Below are 17,129 nucleotides of genomic sequence, written 5' to 3' on the forward strand. Positions count from 1 at the left end.
GCGTTCAGTGTACGGGCAGGGCAGGTCACCCGGCGAGAGGCCGCCTCCTCTTTCGGCGGCACCACGTCTCCGTCAGCGCGTGGCAGTTGGGGCACAGGTACCGTAGATTCTCCCGCCGGTTGTCACGCCAGTCCCCGTTGGCGTGGTCGATCTGAAGGGTGATCGTTTGCCCGAGCCATGCGCCGGTATTGCCACACCACGCGCACTCGTAGGGCACGCCGATTTCGGTCAGGGCTCGGTGGAGCTGGGACCGGTTGGTGCGCCCGGCGTGGTCCGGCAGGACTACGAGCACACGCTGAGCGAGCGGTGGCGGTCCGGGGCGGTCCGCCTGCCCCCAGGCCCGGCGCTTGAAATGGCTGGTGTCGAGGCCCAGCCGGGACACCGTGCGCCGGACTCGGCGGTGGTTGACATCGCAAACCTCAAGGCCGAGCCTCCGCATGACGTCCGCGAAGCCCGTCGCCTCGGGCACGGCGGCACGGAGGGCCGTTTCGTCGATCGCGAGACGGGCGTTGCGGAAGTGCGAGGTGTCGATGCCGTGCTCGCGCAGCATGCGGGCCAGCGTCGCTCGCGATCGGCTGTCGTCGGGTACACCCAGGGCCCGCGCCGCACCTCGCATACTGGACGATTCGGCAGTGGCGAGCGCCAGTTGCCGGGCCGTGAACGGCAGGTCGAGTCGTTCTCGGTGCATGGCCGGGAAGTGGCTGACGTCGAGGCCCGCGCGCTCGATACGCCGGGCGAGATGCGACATCGTGCCGGTGGCAGGTGTGGCCCCGAGATACAGCGCGACCTCGCGGAGTGTCGTCGACGAGGCCACCGCCAGGCCGATGGCCTCGTCCGTGTACTTGCGCCAGGGGCTGAGCTTGGTGAAGTGCCCGGTGTCGATTCCGTAGGCGGCGACCTTCTCCTGGAGTATCCGTCGTCGCCCGCCGCTTTCCGCGAGTCCGAGATGCCGCATCAGCGCCGACCAGTTGCGGACTCCGGAGACGGCGGCAGCCAGCGTGTCCCGGTCGTACGGATCGACCGCGGCAGCCCTGCCGCGGTCGGCCTCGGCATCCTTCGACACCGCCATGCCACCCCTCCCCTCCGGCCACGCGTTCGCAGCCCCGTACGGAGTAACGAACCGACAATCGGACCGTCACGTCCGATATGCGGAACGGCCCGCCTCACTTGAAGTGGGGCGGGCCGTTCCGATGGCAGGTGGGAGGCGGGAGAGGTCAGAACTTGGGGGCCAGGGCCTGGGCCTCGACCATCTCCGCCGCTTCCTCCTTCGTCTCCACCGACGGCGGCGAGCCGGACAGCGGCTTCTGGGCCGTCTCCTTCATGCACGCCACCGCGATGACACCGACGACGGCCGCCGCCATCGAGTAGTACGCCGGGACCATGTCCGTGCCCGTGACGCTGATCAGTGACGTGATCACCAGGGGCGCGGTGCCGCCGAAGAGGGAGGCGGAGAGGTTGTAGCCGACGGAGAGGGAGCCGTAGCGCACGGAGGTGGGGAAGAGGGCGGGCAGGGTCGCCGACATCGTGCCGAGGAGGCAGACCAGGGAGAGGCCGAGCAGCAGCATTCCGGCGGAGACCGCGACCAGGCTGCCCTGCTTGATCAGCAGGAAGGCCGGGATCGAGACGACCAGGAAGCCGACCATGCCGGTCATCAGGAGCGGCTTGCGGCCGAAGCGGTCGGAGAGCTTGCCGATCCGGGTGATGATCAGCATCAGGACGACCATCGTGCCGATGAGGATCAGCAGGCCGTGGGAGTCGTCGTAGCCGAGCTCGTCGGAGAGGTACGTCGGCATGTACGACAGGAGCATGTAGTCGGTGACGTTGTACGCACCGACCAGGGCGATGCAGAGGACCAGCGTGGGCCAGTGGTCGCGGAAGATCTTCGCCAGGTCGCCCTTGGCCGTCGACTCCACGGTGGAGGCGCCCTCGGACGCCGAGTGGAAGGTGGCGTCCTCCATCTTCTGGAACGCGGGGGTCTCGTCGAGCTTGAGCCGCAGGTAGAGGCCGACGAGGCCGAGCGGCCCCGCGACGAGGAACGGCAGGCGCCAGCCCCAGGACTCCATGGCGTCCGAGCCGAGCGCCGAGTTGAGGATGAGCACCAGGCCCGCCGCGCCGGTGTAGCCGGCGAGGGTGCCCATCTCCAGGAAGCTGCCGAAGTAGCCGCGCCGCTTGTCGGGGGCGTACTCCGCGATGAAGGTGGAGGCGCCGCCGTACTCACCGCCCGTGGAGAAGCCCTGTACGAGGCGGAAGAAGATCAGCAGGACCGGGGCCCAGAAGCCGATGGTGTCGTAGGACGGGATCAGGCCGATGGCGAGGGTGCCGATGGCCATCATGATCATCGTCATCGCGAGGACCTTCTTGCGGCCGATCTTGTCGCCCATCGGGCCGAAGACCATGCCGCCGATGGGCCGGACCAGGAAGGAGACCGCGAAGGTGGCGAAGGAGGAGATCAGCTGCGCCGTGTCGTTCCCGGACGGGAAGAAGACGTGGCCGATGGTGACGGCCAGATAGCTGTAGATGCCGAAGTCGAACCATTCCATGGCGTTGCCGAGCGAGGCCGCTTTGACGGCCCGCTTGACCGCGGCTTCGTCCGTGACGGTGATGTCGGTGCGGCGCAGGGGCGGGTTCCTGCGGCGCTTCACGGCCCGGAACAGGGTCCGGTGGCGTTTTACCGCCTCGGTATCCGTCTCGGTCTCATCGTGGGCCGCCATGGAGTTGATCCTTTCGTCCTTCGTACATACCCCCTGGGATCACTTGCTCCAACATCGCCGACGCAAACGAAAGCCCCCCGTGAGGGGGGCTTCGTCACAGTGCGGGGAGGGTACGGCGCGGGGCGGCTCAGACGCCGAGGTCCCGGATGATCTTCGCCACGTGGCCCGTCGCCTTGACGTTGTAGAACGCGTGCTCGACCTTGCCCTGCTCGTCCACCACGACGGTCGAGCGGATCACGCCGGTCACCGTCTTGCCGTAGAGCTTCTTCTCGCCGAAGGCGCCGTACGCCTCAAGGGTCGCCTTGGAGGGGTCGCCGACCAGCGTGACCTTGAGGTTCTCCTGCTCGCGGAACTTCGCGAGCTTCTCCGGCTTGTCCGGCGACACGCCGATGACGTCGTACCCGGCGGCGGCCAGCGCGTCGAGGTTGTCCGTGAAGTCGCAGGCCTGCTTGGTGCAGCCGGGGGTGAGGGCGGCCGGGTAGAAGTACACGATGACCTTGCGGCCCTTGTGAGCAGCCAGGGAGACGTCCTTGCCGTCGGCGTCGGGCAGGGTGAAGGCGGGGGCGGTGTCGCCGGGCTGCAGTCGCTCGCTCATGGTCGGTCTCCTCGCGCGGGTGCTTCGCGAAGCGGGTGCTTCGGGAAAGGGTGTGGTGTGGTGACGGAGTCGAGCGTAATAGGGGTGCCGTGGGGTGCGGTGAGCGCGAAGCTGACAGACTGTGGGGTACAGCGGTAGAGCTCCACGCATCACCGGTTCAGTTATCAGCGGTTCAGTTATCAGCTACGACCACGGAGGCAGCGCGGTGTCGGATGCCAGGACCCCTGCGCAGATCGAGGCGGACATCAAGCGCCGGCGCGACCAGTTGGCCGAGACCCTCGACGAGATCGGGGTGCGCGTCCACCCGAAGACGATCGTCGGCGACGCGAAGGCGAAGGTCGTGTCCAGTGTGGACAACACGCTGGGCCGGGCCTATGTCGGGGCGAACCGCTTCGTCTCGGACGTGCGCGGACAGCTGGTCACCGAGGACGGAGCGCCGCGCATCGAGCGGATCGTGCCGGTGGCCCTGGTGGCGGTGGGCCTCGTGGGGCTCCTCGTGGTGAGCTCGCGGCGGCGCGGCGACTGAGGTGCGGGCGCGTGAGCGCCGACCCGGGACACCACGGCGGCGGCCGGGGCAGGTAGGTTCTGGGGCGTGAGCGAGAAGAACCCCCACGACGACAAGCTGCCCATCCGGATGCTGCACGACCGGGTGCTCGTGCGGCAGGACACCAGCGAGGGCGAGCGGCGCTCCGGTGGCGGCATCCTGATCCCGGCGACCGCGGCCGTGGGCCGGCGGCTCGCCTGGGCCGAGGTGGTCGCCGTCGGGCAGAACGTGCGTACGGTCGAGCCGGGCGACCGGGTCCTGTACGACCCGGAGGACCGTGCCGAGGTGGAGGTGCGGGGCGTGGCCTACGTCCTGATGCGCGAGCGCGATCTGCACGCCGTGGCCGCCGACCGGTTCGAGGGCTCGGAGGACTCGACGGGCCTGTACCTGTAGCCGAGGTACCTGTAGCCGAGGTATCCGTGGTCGAGATAGCTGTGACCGAGGGCCCGCGACAGTGCTTCCAAGGGGCTGGTGACCATCGTCACCAGCCCCTTTTGCGTGCCCTTTGCTACCGTGGAAGCACCCCGACGAGACGCGCCGTACCGGGATTCCGCAAAGACGACGCACCCCATCAAGTAACGCGTTCTCGCGTTCCGCTCGTCGGAGGTGCTGTCATGGCCTGGGTTCTGCTGATCGTCGCCGGTCTGCTCGAAGTGGGCTGGTCGATCGGGATGAAGTACACGGACGGTTTCACCCGCCTGTGGCCGAGCCTGTTCACCGGCGCGGGCATCGTGGCCAGCATGATGCTGCTGTCGCAGGCCGCCAAGACGCTGCCGATCGGTACGGCCTACGGGGTGTGGGTCGGCATCGGAGCCGCCGGTGCCGCGGTGCTCGGCATGGTGATTCTGGGTGAGCCGGTCACCGCCGCCCGGATCTTCTTCGTCTGTCTGCTGCTTGTCGCCGTGGTCGGCCTGAAGGCGACCTCCGGCCACTGAGCGGCCGGGGCCGCCCCCGCCGGGGCCGCCCCCGCGGGGGCCGCTACCCGTCCGTGAGGCCCCCGAGGGCACCACCGTCGTCGGTGCCGCCGTCGGTGGGCCCTCCCGTATCGGTGCCGCCGTCGGTCGGCCCGCCCTGGGCGCCGCCGTCGGTGGGCCCGCCGGTGTCGGTGCCGCCGTCCGTGGGGCCGCCGTCGGCCGTTCCGCCGTCCTGGCCGCCCGTCTGGCCCCCGGTCTGCCCGCCGGTGCCGGGGCCACCCGTCTGGCCGCCGTTCTGGCCCCCGGTGTCCGGGCCGCCGTTCGTGGTGCCGCCCGTGTCCTGGTTGCCGCCGGTGTCCGGGCCGCCGTCCGTGCCGCCACCACCGGTCTCCGGGTCCCCGTCGCCGCCGGTCCCGGTGGTGGCGGGCGGCGGCAGCGGTTCGTCGGCGCCCTGTTCGAGCTCCAGGTCGAAGTCCTTGACCGGCTTGCCCTCCAGGGCCGCCTTGGTGAACTGCGCCCAGACGCGGGCCGGGTAGGCGCCGCCGTTGATGCGGGGCTCGCCGAGCGCCCCGTAGAGCGGGGTGTGGGCGCCGGTGTCGGGGTTCTGGCCCATCACCGCGACCACCGTCGCCAGTTCGGGGGTGTAGCCGGCGAACCAGGCGGCCGTGTCGTTCTCGGCGGTGCCGGTCTTGCCCGCGGCCGGGCGGCCCGCGCCCTGCGCCGCCGTGCCGGTGCCGCCCTCGACGACGCTCTGCAGGATGGAGGTGGTGGTGTCGGCGGCCTCGCGGGTCACGGCCTGCTGGGTCTTCTGCTCCGGCAGTTCGACCTCGTCGCCGTCCTTGGTGATCTTCTCGACGAGCGAGTACGTGCCGTGCTTGCCGTGGTTGGCCAGCGTCGCGTACGCCTCGGTCATGTCGAGGACGCTCGCGGTGGACGGGCCGAGCGCGATGGAGGGGGACGCGGTCAGGTCCGGGGTGTTCTCCGGGACGCCGAGGTCGATCGCGGTGTCCCTGACCTTGTCGGAGCCGACGTCGACGGCCATCTGCGCGTACACCGAGTTCACGGACTTGTCGGTGGCGGTGCGCACGGAGATGTCGCCGTAGTCGACGTTGTCCTCGTTCTCGGGGGCGTACGTGCCGCCGCTCCAGCCCTGAACGGGACGCTTGTTGGTGCCGTCGTAGACGGTGTTCGGGGTGATCGGGCGGCCGTCCTGGGTGACCGAGCCGTTTTCCACCGCGGAGGTGAAGACGAACGGCTTGAACGTGGAGCCCACCTGGTAGTCACGCCGCGTCGCGTTGTTGACGTACTGCTTGGTGTAGTCGATGCCGCCGTACATCGCGACGACCTTGCCGGACTCCGGATCGATGGAGGCGCCGCCCGCGCGCACGTTGCGGTCGACCTTGCGGGCGTCCTTGTCGACCTTGGACATCACCTGCTCGTCGACGGCCTTCTTGAAGGCGTCCTGACGATCCTTCTGGAGGGTCGTGGTGATGCGGTAGCCGCCCTTGGCGAGGGTGTCCTCCTCGATGATCTTGTTGCTGGTGAGGTAGTCCTCGACGGCCTTGACGACATAGCCGCGCTGCCCGGACAGGCCCGCCGCGCCCTTGGCCTCGTCGGGCACCGGGAACTTCGCCTTCGCCCGGTCGGCCTTGCTGAGCCAGCCCTCCTTGACCATGCCGTCCAGGACGTAGTTCCAGCGGCCCGCCGCGCGCGGCTTGTTCTCGGGGTGCGTGGCGACGTCGTACGCGTTGGGGGAGTTGAGGAGGGTGGCGAGGTAGGCGCCCTGGGCGGCGGAGAGGTCCTGGACGTTCTCGCCGTAGTACGCCTGGGCGGCGGCCTGGATGCCGTACGCGTTGCGGCCGAAGTAGCTGGTGTTCAGATAGCCCTCGAGGATGTCGTCCTTGCTCACCTCGCGGTCCAGCTTGATGGAGATGAAGAACTCCTTCACCTTGCGGGTGACCGTCTGCTCCTGGCCCAGGTAGTAGTTCTTCACGTACTGCTGGGTGATCGTGGAGCCGGACTGCTTGCCCTTGCCGGTGACGGTGTTCCAGGCCGCGCGGAGCATCGCCTTCGGGTCGACCGCGGACTCGCCGTAGAAGTCGCGGTCCTCGGCGGCGAGCGCGGCGTGCTGGACGACCAGCGGGATCTGCTTGAGCGGCACCTTCTCGCGGTTGACCTCGCCGTCGCGGGCGATCTGGGTGCCGTCGGAGTACAGGTAGACGTTGCTCTGCTTGGTGGCCGCGGAGTTCGCCGCGGGGATGTCGACCAGCAGGTAGCCCGCCGTGAAGCCGCCGACGAGCAGCAGGACCAGCAGGATGAAGCCGCCGAGGACCATGCGCCAGGTCGGGAAGATCCGCCGCCAGCCCTTGCGCTTGGGGCGCTTGGGCCTCTTGGCCCCGGCCGCCCCGGCCCCCGCCCCCTCGCCGCCCCCGGCCGCCGCCGTGCCCCCGGGAGTGCCCGCCGGTGCGGCGGCGGGCTTGTCCTGCGGCTCCCTGGGCGCCCAGCCCTTGCGCCCGGCAGAACCCTGCTGCTGCGGCTCGTCACTCATGTCGTGCGGAACTCCCGGTTAGCGTGATACGTCCAGTACGCCTCGTAAACCCCATTGCCACCCCCCATTGCACACCGTGGCCCCGGGGGTTCGTGACCAGGCCGCGCCCTCGCGCCGAAAATGCCTGGCACGAGCGCCCCCGATCGCACTAGGCTCCAGCGCTTTGGCCCACCGCGGAACGAAGCTCACGCTGGAAGGGATGCACGTGCGTACAGGACGGTTCCGTTTGTACGCGGCCGTCGCCGGGGGCAGCTTCCGCAGATATGCCACGTACCGGGTGGCGACCGCGGCCGGAGTGTTCACCAACTCCGTCTTCGGTCTCATTCTCGCGTACACCTATCTGGCCCTGTGGGACGAGCGGCCGGGGCTCGGCGGCTACGACCAGTCGCAGGCGCTCACCTACGTCTGGCTGGGCCAGGGCCTGCTGACCGCGATGGCGCTGATGGGCGGCGGCTTCGAGAACGAGCTGATCGAGCGGATCCGCACCGGCGACATCGCCGTCGACCTCTACCGGCCCGCCGACCTGCAGCTCTGGTGGCTGGCGGCCGACCTCGGCCGGGGCGCCTTCCAGCTGCTGGGCCGCGGCGTCCTGCCGATGGCCTTCGGCGCCCTCCTCTTCGACCTGGCGCTGCCCCGGGGCGTGGCGCGCTGGTCGGCGTTCCTGGTGGCCGTCGGCCTCGGCGCGGTCGTCGGCTTCGCGCTCCGCTACCTGGTGGCGCTCTCCGCGTTCTGGCTCCTCGACGGTGCGGGCACCCTGCAGGTGGCGATGCTCGCGGGCACCTTCTTCTCCGGGATGCTGCTCCCGCTGAACGTCTTCCCCGGCGCGCTCGGCGAGGTCGCCCGCGCCCTGCCCTGGTCGGCGCTCCTCCAGCTGCCCGCCGACGTCTTCCTCGGCGAGCACTCCGGCACCGGCCTGCTGCGGCTCTACGCCTTCCAGCTCGGCTGGGCGGCGGTGCTGCTCACGGCCGGGCGGCTGCTGCAGGCCGCGGCGACGCGACGGGTGGTGGTCCAGGGTGGCTGAGCCGCGACGGTTCTCCCGGCTGGGGCAGGCGCGTGAGGGGCTGCGCGCCTACCGGCTGATCTCCGCCATGTGGATCCGCTCCCTCATGGCCTACCGCGTCTCCTTCGCGCTGACCGCGTTCGGCAACTTCGCGGTGACGGCCTTCGACTTCGTGGCCATCCTGCTGATGTTCTCGCAGGTGGACCGGCTCGGCGGCTACGGGCTTCCCGAGATCGCCTTCCTCTACGGCGTCTCGTGCACCGCGTTCGGACTCGCCGACCTCCTCATCGGCTCCATGGACCGCCTCGGCAGACGGGTGCGCGACGGCACGCTCGACACGCTCCTGGTGCGGCCCGTGCCCGTCATCGCGCAGGTCGCCGCGGACCGCTTCGGGCTGCACCGGGTCGGCCGGCTCACCCAGGGGGCGCTCGTCCTCGCGTACGCGCTCGTCGTCCTGGACGTCGGCTGGACGCCGCTGAAGGTCCTGATGGTGCCGGGGATGCTGGTGTGCGGGGCGGGCATCTTCGGGGCCGTGTTCGTGATGGGCGGCGCCTTCCAGTTCGTGGCGCAGGACGCGGCCGAGGTGCAGAACGCGTTCACGTACGGCGGCACCACCCTGCTGCAGTATCCGCCGACCGTCTTCGCCAAGGACCTGCTGCGCGGCGTCACCTTCGTCCTGCCGCTCGCCTTCGTCAACTGGCTGCCCGCGCTGTACGTGCTGGGGCGGCCCTACCCCCTCGACCTGCCGACGTGGGTGGCGTTCGCGCCGCCGCTCGTGGCCGCCGGGTGTCTCGCCCTGGCCGGTCTCGCCTGGCGCGCAGGCCTCCGTTCGTACCGCAGCACCGGGAGCTGAACCACCGTGGACAACGACCTCATGGACACCGGCCTCATCGAGCTTGACGGCGTCGAGAAGGTCTTCGACGTCCGCAGGAAGACCGGCTTCCTGCGGCGCGAACGGCGCCAGGTGCGGGCCGTCGACGGGATCTCCTTCACCGTGCCGCGCGGCGAGATGGTCGGCTACATCGGGCCCAACGGCGCGGGCAAGTCCACGACGATCAAGATGCTGACGGGCATCCTCACTCCCAGCGGCGGGCGCCTGCGCGTGGCCGGCATCGATCCCGCGCGCGAGCGCACCCGTCTCGCCCGGCGCATCGGCGTCGTCTTCGGCCAGCGCACCACGCTCTGGTGGGACCTGCCGCTGATCGACTCCTACCGCCTGATGCACCGGATGTACCGCATCCCGGACAAGCGGTTCGCCGAGAACCTCGACCGGTGCGTCGAACTCCTCGAACTCGCCGACCTGTTGGACGTCCCCGTGCGCCAGCTCTCCCTCGGCCAGCGGATGCGCGGCGACATCGCGGCGGCGCTCCTGCACGACCCGGAGGTGCTGTACCTGGACGAGCCGACGATCGGCCTCGACGTGGTCAGCAAGGCCAAGGTGCGGGGTTTCCTGCGGGACTTGAACGAGGAGTCCGGCACGACCGTGCTCCTGACCACGCACGACCTGACCGACATCGAGCAGCTCTGCAAGCGCGTGATGGTCATCGACCACGGGCGTCTGATGTACGACGGGCCGCTGGCCGGGCTGCACGAGGTGGGCGAGAGCGAGCGCACCCTGGTCGTCGACCTGGAGCGCGAACTCCCGGCCATCGAGGACGAGTCGGCGCGGGTGGTCAAGGTGGAGGGGCCGCGGCAGTGGCTCGCCTTCCCCGCGGCGGAGTCGGCTGCTCCGCTCGTCGCGCGGATCGCGGCCCGGTATCCGCTGGCCGATCTCTCGGTCAGGGAACCGGACATCGAGGCGGTCATCGCCAAGATGTACGCGGAGAGGCCGACCTCGTAGGCTGCCGGCATGAGTGACGAACTTCCTGATCTGCGGGCTTCGGACAGCGACCGCGAGCAGGTCGCCGAGCAGCTCCGGGACGCGCTGGCCGAGGGGCGCCTGGACATGTCGGAGTTCGAGGAGCGCCTCGACGCGACGTACAAGGCGCGCACGTACGGAGAGCTGGCGCCCCTCACCCGCGACCTCCCGTCGCACGGCACCAAGGTGTCCATGGTGAAGCGGCAGGTGAGCGACGACCCGGCCGCCATCGACTGGAGCGAGCGGATGGTGAGCGGCGAGCCGTCCTCCACCCTGGGTTTCGCCTTCTGGAGCGGGTTCAACCGCAAGGGCGGCTGGGTGGTCGGCCGGCGGTTCAACGGGTTCGCGATGTGGGGCGGCGGGGAGATCGACCTGCGCGAGGCGCGGTTCACCGAGCGGGACGTCGAGATCCGCTGCTTCACGATCATGGGCGGCTTGCAGGTCACCGTGCCGCCGGACATGACCGTCCTGGTCAAGGGGATCGGCATCATGGGCGGCTTCGACGACAAGGCGACGGGCGAGGGCACGCCCGGCTCGCCCCGCGTCGTCGTCAAGGGCTTCGCCCTGATGGGCGGCGTCGGGGTGGAGCGCAAGATCCGCAGGATGGAGCGGCTGCGCCTGAAGGAGGAGCGGCGCAGGGAGCGGCTCGAACGCCGCGATCAGCGGGACTGAGCCGGGCGTCCGCGCCTCGTGAGGGGCGCGGACGCGGGTGGCGCGAGGGGCCGGTGGCAGGCTCTCAGAGGGCGGCGGCCGCCGAGCCCCTCAGGTGCGAGGGGTTGAACGTCTCCGCCATCCGGCGGTAGCCCGCGTCGGACGGGTGCAGGTGGTCGCCCGAGTCGTACTGGCCGCGCAGCTTGCGCGGGTCGTACGGGTCCTGCAGGGCGCGGTCGAAGTCCACGAACTCGTCGAAGACGCTGCCCGAGCGGATCTGCGCGTTCACGGCCTGGCGGACGTTCTCCAGGGTGGGCTCGTAGCCCCGGTGGCCGCCGAACGGCATCAGCGTCGCGCCGACGACGCGCAGGCCGCGGGTGTGTGCCTGGCGGGTCAGCTCGCGCAGGCCCTCGATGATGCGGTCGGGGTTGTTCTGGTGCGGGTTGCGCAGGATGTCGTTGACGCCGAGGGCTATCACGACGGCCTTGACGCCGGTGCGGTCGAGGACGTCGCGGTCGAAGCGGGAGAGGCCGCTCGGGTTGACCGCGGGGCTGCCCCGGCCGTCGGAGAGGATGCGGTTGCCGCTGATGCCCTGGTTCACGACGCCGTAGTGGGGCGCGCCCGCCTCGTCGCGCAGCCGGTCGGCGAGGACGTCGGTCCAGCGCCGGTTGGCGCCCATCGTGGACGAGATGCCGTCGGTGATGGAGTCGCCGAAGACGACGACGGTGCCCTCGGTCTCGTTGCTGAGCACGTCCACCGCGGTGAGGTAGCGCCAGTACGGGCTCTGCTCGGTGTACGCGTCACCCAGCTGGTCCTCGGTGCGGTCACCGTCGGCGACGTAGCTGATCTGGCGTGCGTGCGGGTGGTAGGTCACCGGGCCCGACGGGGTCGGGGAGTACGTGGTGACCAGCAGGTCCGAGTCGTGCGGGACGCGCAGCCGGGCGGCGTCGCTCATCACCTGCTGCCCCGGCGGGATCACCACCGAGGTGTTGCCGCCGAAGGTGAGCCTGCGCAGCGTGCCGGCCGCGGCGGCCGGGTTGTTCGTCGCGGAGGCCAGGGCGATGGAGGCGTGCGTGACGCTCAGCGGCGTACGCCCGTACAGGTTGGAGAGGGTGATGCGGGCGCTGGTGCCGCCGACGCTGGTGTGCACCACGTTGCGCAGGGAGCGGCCGGCGAACCCCTTCCGCTCCGTGCCCGGTTCGGCCCCCGCGGGGGAGGCGGACCAGGAGCCGACCCAGCTGCCGGAGGAGGCGGGATCGGCGGAGTTGCGGGAGTTGCGCGCACCGGCGCTGATGGTGTCCTGCGAGCCGTCGTCGGTCGCGACGCCGACGTATATGGCGGCGGAAATCACCACTATGACCGCGATGACCGCGGCGAGAAGGGCATAACCGTGTCGCTTGGTCATGCGGGCTCTTTCTCCTCGGGCAGGGGGAGCCCCGAGGCTCCGGTGTGATCACCCCATGATGCGGCATGGGCCGTGAGGCGGCCGACACTGCCCCCCTCCGTCCTGTGAGACGCCGGGAACTTGTCGTCCGTTCCAGGAGTCGGTCAGGAAGGGGCGTACGCCACACCGCACGGGGACAATCGGGACACGAGACGTGGCACGGCGAGGACATCATGCGGACGAGGACGAAGCGAACGGGCCAGGTGGAGTGAGTGAAACGCACAAACGCGGAGGAAGCGTCTGAATCGGCCACCGGAGGGGGCGGCTTCACCCGAGGGGGTGGCCTCACCGGAGGGGGCGGCCTCGCCGGAGGAGGGGGCGGATTCACCTACAGCCCCGCCGACGAGGAGAAGCGGCGCGGCGTCCGCCGGATGAAGACCACGGCGACCGGGCTGCTCGTCCTGGTCGCCGTCGTCTACGTACTGGCGAAGTGGGCGCAGCACTCCGGCGCGGGCCCCTGGGCCGGGTACGTCGCCGCGGCCGCCGAGGCGGGCATGGTCGGCGCGCTCGCCGACTGGTTCGCGGTCACGGCGCTCTTCCGCCACCCCCTCGGCCTGCCCATCCCGCACACCGCGATCATCCCGAACAAGAAGGACCAGCTGGGCGCCTCCCTCGGCGACTTCGTGGGGGAGAACTTCCTCTCGGCCGACGTCGTACGGGGCCGCCTGCACGCCGTCGGCATCGGCAAGCGCCTCGGCACCTGGCTCGCCGAGCCCGCGCACGCCGACCGGGTGACCGCCGAGCTCGCCACGGCGCTGCGCGGCGCCCTCACCGTGCTGCGCGACTCCGACGTGCAGGCCGTCGTCGGCGAGGCCATCACGCGCCGCGCCGACGCCCAGGAGATCGCCCCCGGCATGGGCAAGATGCTGGAGAAGGTGGTCGCGGACGGCGGCCACAAGCGGGTCGTCGACCTGGTCTGCGTCCGCGCCCACGACTGGCTGGTCGAGCACGCCGACTCCGTGATGGACGCGGTGCAGGGCGGCGCCCCCGGCTGGACCCCGCGCTTCGTCGACAAGCGGGTCGGCGAGCGGGTCTACAAGGAACTGCTCCGCTTCGTCACCGAGATGCGGGACATGCCCGGGCACCCCGCGCGCGGCGCCGTCGACCGCTTCCTCGCGGACTTCGCCGCGGACCTGCAGTCCGACACGGACACGCGCGAACGCGTGGAGCGGCTGAAGCGGGAGGTCCTCGGGCGCGACGAGGTCCAGGACCTCATCGCCTCCACCTGGTCGGCCGTACGCGCCATGATCGTGGCCGCCGCCGAGGACGAGCGCAGCGAACTGCGCCTGCGCGTGCGGGCTTCGCTCCTGTCGCTCGGCAGCCGGATGGCGAAGGACGGCCGGCTGCAGCGGAAGGTTGACGGCTGGGTGGAGGGCGCGGCGGTGTACGTCGTGACGACGTACCGCGACGAGATCACCTCGCTCATCACGGACACGGTCGCGGGCTGGGACGCGGAGCACACCTCGAAGAAGATCGAGGCGCACATCGGCCGTGACCTGCAGTTCATCCGGATCAACGGCACGGTGGTGGGCTCGCTGGCGGGGCTTGCGATCTATACGGTGTCGCGGCTGCTCGGGGCATAGGGGGCTGAGGGCGCGGGGCGGGGGCGGGGCGGGTCGGCGTACCGGCTGGGGCGGCGCGCCGCGGGTACGACGGCTGTCCGGCCCTGCCCGCCGCGCGTACGACGGCCGCACGGCCCTCCTCGCCGCGCGTGAGACCGCGTTTGCCGGGCACTCTGGAGGAGCCCCCGGGAAGAGCCACGGGGCTCCCGGGAGGTGTCATGACCGCAGCCCACGACACGTCGACCGTCACCACGGCCGTGCCCGCCCGCCTCGACCGGCTGCCCTGGTCCCGCTGGCACTGGATGATCGTCATCGGCCTCGGCACCGTCTGGATCCTGGACGGCCTGGAAGTCACCACCGTCGGCAACATCGCGAGCCGCCTCTCCGAGGAGGGCAGCGGCCTGGCCATCTCCTCGGCCCAGGTCACCGGCATCGCGGCCGCCCTCTACGTGGCGGGAGCCTGCGCCGGGGCGCTCTTCTTCGGCTGGCTCACCGACAAGTACGGCCGGAAAAAGCTGTTCATGGTCACCCTCGTGGTGTACCTGTCCGCCACCGCCCTGACGGCGTTCTCCTTCGACGCCTGGTGGTTCTTCCTCTTCCGCTTCCTGACCGGCTTCGGCATCGGCGGGGAGTACGCGGCCATCAACTCGGCGATCGACGAACTGATCCCGTCCAAGTACCGCGGCCGCGTCGACCTGATCATCAACGGCAGCTACTGGCTGGGCGCGATCGGCGGCTCGCTGCTCTCGGTCCTCATGCTCAACACCGGCATCTTCCCCAAGGACATCGGCTGGCGGCTCACCTTCGCCCTCGGCGTCGTCCTCGGCCTGGTGATCCTCCTCGTACGCCGCCATGTCCCGGAGAGCCCGCGCTGGCAGTTCATCCACGGCCGCGGCGAGGAGGCGGACGCCCTCGTCGCGTCGGTGGAGCGGGAGATCGAGGAGGAGAAGGGCGAGCGTCTGCCGCGCCCCGACCGCGAGATCACCATCCACCAGCGCAAGAGCATCGGCTTCGGCCTCATCGCCAGGACGGTCTTCCGCGACTACCCCAAGCGCGCGGTCCTCGGCCTGTCCCTCTTCATCGGCCAGGCGTTCCTCTACAACGCGATCACGTTCGGCTTCGGCGCGATCCTGACGACGTTCTTCGACGTCCCGTCGGGCAGTACGGGCTACTACTTCGCCGTCATCGCCGCGGGCAACTTCCTCGGCCCGCTCCTCCTCGGCAAGCTCTTCGACACGGTGGGCCGCCGCATCATGATCTCCTCCACGTACCTCGTGTCGGGCGTCCTGCTCTTCGCCACCGCCTGGCTCTTCGGCCGGGGTTCGCTGAGCGCGGCGACGCTGACGGCCTGCTGGTGCGTGGTCCTGTTCTTCGCGTCGGCGGGCGCGAGCAGCGCGTACCTGACGGTCTCCGAGATCTTCCCGATGGAGACCCGCGCCATGGCGATCGCCTTCTTCTACGCGGTCGGTACGGCGGCGGGCGGCATCAGCGGCCCGCTCATGTTCGCGAAGCTGACGGAGTCGGGCGTGGTCGGGGACACAGTGCTGGCCTTCCGGATCGGCGCGGGGCTGATGTGTGCGGCGGGTCTGGTGGCGGCGGCGCTGGCGGTGAAGGCGGAGGGCCGCTCGCTGGAGGACATCGCGACGCCGCTGTCGTCTGCTCCTGCTTCGGCTTCCTCTGCTTCGGCTTCCCCTGAGTGAGGGTGTGCAATGGGGGAGTGCGGACACGAACAGTGAAGCGAACACACGGGGTGGCGGTGCTCGTACGGCACGGCGTGCTGCCGATGGAACTGGGCCTGGTGCACCAGTTGTTCGGCGGCGCGCGCGGACCGTCGGGGGAGCGGCTGTACGAGGTGCGGACGTGCGCGGTGGATGGCCCCGGCCAGCTCCGTACGGACGCGGACTTCCCGATCGGAGCCCCGTACGGCCCCGAGGCGCTGACCTGGGCGGACACGGTGATGATCCCCGCCTCGCACGAGGAGGACGAGTCACTGGCCCCGGACGCCCTGCCGGAGCGGCTGGCCGGGGCGCTCGCGTCGGTGCCCGCCGACACCCGTATCGCCTCGATCTGCACGGGAGCGTTCGTCCTTGCGGCGGCGGGCCTCCTGGACGGCCGCAGGGCGACGACGCACTGGCTGTCGACGGACCTGTTCGCCCGTACGTTCCCTTCCGTGACCGTCGACCCCGACGTCCTGTACGTCGACGAGGGCCGCATCCTGACCTCCGCGGGGGAGGCGGCGGGGGTGGACCTGTGCCTGCACATGATCCGCGAGGACCACGGCGCGGCGGTGGCGGCGGACGTGGCACGCCGCACGGTGGTGCCGCCGCACCGGGAGGGCGGCCAGGCCCAGTACATCCAACGCCCGGTTCCCGTGCGGGAGTCGACGTCGACGAGCGCGGCGCGCGCCTGGGCGGAGGAGCACCTGGACGGCCCCCTGACGCTGCGGGACCTGGCCGACCGGGCGTCGATGAGCGTCCGCACGTTCAGCCGCCGCTTCCGCGAGGAGACGGCCCTGACGCCGATGCAGTGGCTGACGCGGCGCAGGGTGGAGCGGGCACGGGAGCTCCTCGAATCCACGGACCACACGGTGGACCGGGTGGCGACGGAGGCGGGCTTCGGCACGGCGGCGTCGCTGAGGCAGCACTTCGTGGCGGGGGTGGGGGTGTCGCCGGGGGCGTACAGGGCGACGTTCAGGGGTGCATCGGGTGAGGCGTCGGGTGCGGCGTTCAGAGGTGGGCCGAGTGAGGCGTCCGGTGCGGTCTCCGCTGAGGTGTCGGCCAGTACCGGTTCTTCGAACTCACGGACGGAATGAGTACGCGTACTCTGTCCGGCCTCCCGGCCCGCCCGGCATCGTCGTACACATGAACGCGATGCTGATACCTCTCCGGCAGGCGAGGCCGCTCCCGAGGTACGCGACCCGCTTCCTGGGCGCGGCCCTGGCGGGGGCGGCCTACGTGGTGTGCCTGCCCTGGGACCTCCGCAACCGCGCGGAGACCGCGGGTTCGGTCGACGAGACGTCACCGGTGACGGCGACGGGTGCGGTGCTCCTCACCCTGTCCCTGCTGGCCCTGGCGTCCTACTTCGGCATCAGGGACCGCCTGGCCTGGACCCTCCTGGTGGTCGCGGCCCCGCCGTCAGCACTCCTGTACGCGTCCTTCTCGACGCACCCCACGCTGGACGCGGACGCGTGGCCGGTGGCGTGGGCGTTCTTCACGTTGGTGGGAGCGGTGGGGGTGCTGGTGGCGGCGGCAGTGGCACGGAACTTCAGGACGCCGGAGAGCTGACGGGCCCCGAGGCCTGCC

General features: G+C 70.7%; 16 protein-coding genes and 1 riboswitch. Of the genes, 11 read left to right on the plus strand and 5 right to left on the minus strand.

The window, feature by feature from the left end:
• Positions 1 to 25 precede the first annotated feature (25 nt).
• The 3 genes from ACZ69I_RS00255 to bcp all read right to left on the minus strand — a co-directional run bounded on the left by ACZ69I_RS00255 (position 26) and on the right by bcp (position 3,306).
• Positions 26 to 1,069, minus strand: coding sequence for an HNH endonuclease (locus tag ACZ69I_RS00255; protein WP_470829770.1), 1,044 nt, complete (start codon positions 1,067 to 1,069; stop codon positions 26 to 28).
• A 145-nt stretch (positions 1,070 to 1,214) separates the two neighbouring features.
• Positions 1,215 to 2,711, minus strand: coding sequence for a glycine betaine/L-proline transporter ProP (gene proP, locus ACZ69I_RS00260; protein ID WP_470829772.1), 1,497 nt, complete (start codon positions 2,709 to 2,711; stop codon positions 1,215 to 1,217).
• A 127-nt stretch (positions 2,712 to 2,838) separates the two neighbouring features.
• A complete protein-coding gene (bcp, locus tag ACZ69I_RS00265) occupies positions 2,839 to 3,306 on the minus strand; it encodes a thioredoxin-dependent thiol peroxidase (RefSeq protein WP_467669882.1) in 468 nt (155 codons plus the stop codon).
• Between the two features lie 205 nt (positions 3,307 to 3,511).
• Here bcp and ACZ69I_RS00270 point away from each other — a divergent pair, with 205 nt between their 5' ends.
• The 3 genes from ACZ69I_RS00270 (at position 3,512) to ACZ69I_RS00280 (ending at position 4,785) form a co-directional block, all read left to right on the plus strand.
• Positions 3,512 to 3,832 carry a DUF3618 domain-containing protein gene (locus ACZ69I_RS00270; RefSeq protein ID WP_384253753.1) on the plus strand — a complete coding sequence of 107 codons (321 nt, stop codon included), beginning with the start codon at positions 3,512 to 3,514 and terminating at the stop codon, positions 3,830 to 3,832.
• A gap of 66 nt (positions 3,833 to 3,898) precedes the next feature.
• On the plus strand, positions 3,899 to 4,243 hold the full coding sequence (locus tag ACZ69I_RS00275; protein WP_389713242.1) for a GroES family chaperonin: 345 nt from the start codon (positions 3,899 to 3,901) through the stop codon (positions 4,241 to 4,243).
• Positions 4,244 to 4,352: 109 nt separating this feature from the next.
• Positions 4,353 to 4,418: riboswitch (guanidine-III (ykkC-III) riboswitch) on the plus strand.
• Positions 4,419 to 4,464: 46 nt separating this feature from the next.
• The gene (locus ACZ69I_RS00280; protein ID WP_389713243.1) at positions 4,465 to 4,785 is read left to right on the plus strand and encodes a DMT family transporter; all 321 of its coding nucleotides are present in this window, start codon (positions 4,465 to 4,467) and stop codon (positions 4,783 to 4,785) included.
• Between the two features lie 43 nt (positions 4,786 to 4,828).
• On the opposite strand, the gene ACZ69I_RS00285 is transcribed toward ACZ69I_RS00280, so the two are convergent.
• Positions 4,829 to 7,312 (minus strand): transglycosylase domain-containing protein, encoded by a 2,484-nt coding sequence (locus ACZ69I_RS00285; protein ID WP_470829774.1) that lies wholly within the window; start codon positions 7,310 to 7,312, stop codon positions 4,829 to 4,831.
• 199 nt (positions 7,313 to 7,511) lie between these two features.
• Here ACZ69I_RS00285 and ACZ69I_RS00290 point away from each other — a divergent pair, with 199 nt between their 5' ends.
• The 4 genes from ACZ69I_RS00290 to ACZ69I_RS00305 are packed head-to-tail and all read left to right on the plus strand — an operon-like array spanning position 7,512 to position 10,842.
• Positions 7,512 to 8,333: an ABC transporter permease gene (locus ACZ69I_RS00290; RefSeq protein WP_467669877.1), complete on the plus strand. Its 822-nt coding sequence runs from the start codon at positions 7,512 to 7,514 to the stop codon at positions 8,331 to 8,333.
• On the plus strand, positions 8,326 to 9,165 hold the full coding sequence (locus tag ACZ69I_RS00295; protein WP_467669875.1) for an ABC transporter permease: 840 nt from the start codon (positions 8,326 to 8,328) through the stop codon (positions 9,163 to 9,165). Before ACZ69I_RS00290 ends, ACZ69I_RS00295 begins: the two co-directional genes overlap by 8 nt.
• A gap of 21 nt (positions 9,166 to 9,186) precedes the next feature.
• Positions 9,187 to 10,152, plus strand: a complete 966-nt coding sequence (locus ACZ69I_RS00300) for an ABC transporter ATP-binding protein (RefSeq protein ID WP_470830623.1) — start codon at positions 9,187 to 9,189, stop codon at positions 10,150 to 10,152.
• Positions 10,153 to 10,161: 9 nt separating this feature from the next.
• Positions 10,162 to 10,842, plus strand: a complete 681-nt coding sequence (locus ACZ69I_RS00305) for a DUF1707 SHOCT-like domain-containing protein (protein ID WP_467669873.1) — start codon at positions 10,162 to 10,164, stop codon at positions 10,840 to 10,842.
• Positions 10,843 to 10,906: 64 nt separating this feature from the next.
• On the opposite strand, the gene ACZ69I_RS00310 is transcribed toward ACZ69I_RS00305, so the two are convergent.
• Complete coding sequence (locus tag ACZ69I_RS00310) at positions 10,907 to 12,226, minus strand: SGNH/GDSL hydrolase family protein (RefSeq protein ID WP_470829775.1); 1,320 nt, start codon at positions 12,224 to 12,226, stop codon at positions 10,907 to 10,909.
• 251 nt (positions 12,227 to 12,477) lie between these two features.
• On the opposite strand from ACZ69I_RS00310, the gene ACZ69I_RS00315 reads away from it, so the two are divergent.
• From ACZ69I_RS00315 to ACZ69I_RS00330, 4 genes are all read left to right on the plus strand, one after another.
• Entirely contained in the window at positions 12,478 to 13,848 is a 1,371-nt protein-coding gene (locus ACZ69I_RS00315) for a DUF445 domain-containing protein (RefSeq protein WP_470829776.1), read from the plus strand.
• Positions 13,849 to 14,045: 197 nt separating this feature from the next.
• Positions 14,046 to 15,527: an MFS transporter gene (locus ACZ69I_RS00320; RefSeq protein WP_470829778.1), complete on the plus strand. Its 1,482-nt coding sequence runs from the start codon at positions 14,046 to 14,048 to the stop codon at positions 15,525 to 15,527.
• Positions 15,528 to 15,610: 83 nt separating this feature from the next.
• Positions 15,611 to 16,639 (plus strand): GlxA family transcriptional regulator, encoded by a 1,029-nt coding sequence (locus ACZ69I_RS00325; protein WP_470830624.1) that lies wholly within the window; start codon positions 15,611 to 15,613, stop codon positions 16,637 to 16,639.
• Between the two features lie 58 nt (positions 16,640 to 16,697).
• A complete protein-coding gene (locus ACZ69I_RS00330) occupies positions 16,698 to 17,111 on the plus strand; it encodes a hypothetical protein (protein ID WP_470829779.1) in 414 nt (137 codons plus the stop codon).
• The last annotated feature ends 18 nt before the right edge of the window (positions 17,112 to 17,129 follow it).

This window comes from Streptomyces sp. NPDC036815 (genome assembly GCF_055609205.1).

Excerpts from the sequence above, each read along its gene's own strand:
- ACZ69I_RS00310 (WP_470829775.1), bottom strand. The coding sequence starts at position 12,226 with ATGACCAAGCGACACGGTTATGCCCTTCTCGCCGCGGTCATCGCGGTC.
- proP (WP_470829772.1), bottom strand. The coding sequence starts at position 2,711 with ATGGCGGCCCACGATGAGACCGAGACGGATACCGAGGCGGTAAAACGC.
- ACZ69I_RS00300 (WP_470830623.1), top strand. The coding sequence starts at position 9,187 with ATGGACACCGGCCTCATCGAGCTTGACGGCGTCGAGAAGGTCTTCGAC.
- ACZ69I_RS00255 (WP_470829770.1), bottom strand. The coding sequence starts at position 1,069 with ATGGCGGTGTCGAAGGATGCCGAGGCCGACCGCGGCAGGGCTGCCGCG.
- ACZ69I_RS00320 (WP_470829778.1), top strand. The coding sequence starts at position 14,046 with ATGACCGCAGCCCACGACACGTCGACCGTCACCACGGCCGTGCCCGCC.
- ACZ69I_RS00325 (WP_470830624.1), top strand. The coding sequence starts at position 15,611 with ATGGAACTGGGCCTGGTGCACCAGTTGTTCGGCGGCGCGCGCGGACCG.
- ACZ69I_RS00330 (WP_470829779.1), top strand. The coding sequence starts at position 16,698 with ATGCTGATACCTCTCCGGCAGGCGAGGCCGCTCCCGAGGTACGCGACC.
- ACZ69I_RS00290 (WP_467669877.1), top strand. The coding sequence starts at position 7,512 with ATGCACGTGCGTACAGGACGGTTCCGTTTGTACGCGGCCGTCGCCGGG.
- ACZ69I_RS00280 (WP_389713243.1), top strand. The coding sequence starts at position 4,465 with ATGGCCTGGGTTCTGCTGATCGTCGCCGGTCTGCTCGAAGTGGGCTGG.
- bcp (WP_467669882.1), bottom strand. The coding sequence starts at position 3,306 with ATGAGCGAGCGACTGCAGCCCGGCGACACCGCCCCCGCCTTCACCCTG.
- ACZ69I_RS00305 (WP_467669873.1), top strand. The coding sequence starts at position 10,162 with ATGAGTGACGAACTTCCTGATCTGCGGGCTTCGGACAGCGACCGCGAG.
- ACZ69I_RS00285 (WP_470829774.1), bottom strand. The coding sequence starts at position 7,312 with ATGAGTGACGAGCCGCAGCAGCAGGGTTCTGCCGGGCGCAAGGGCTGG.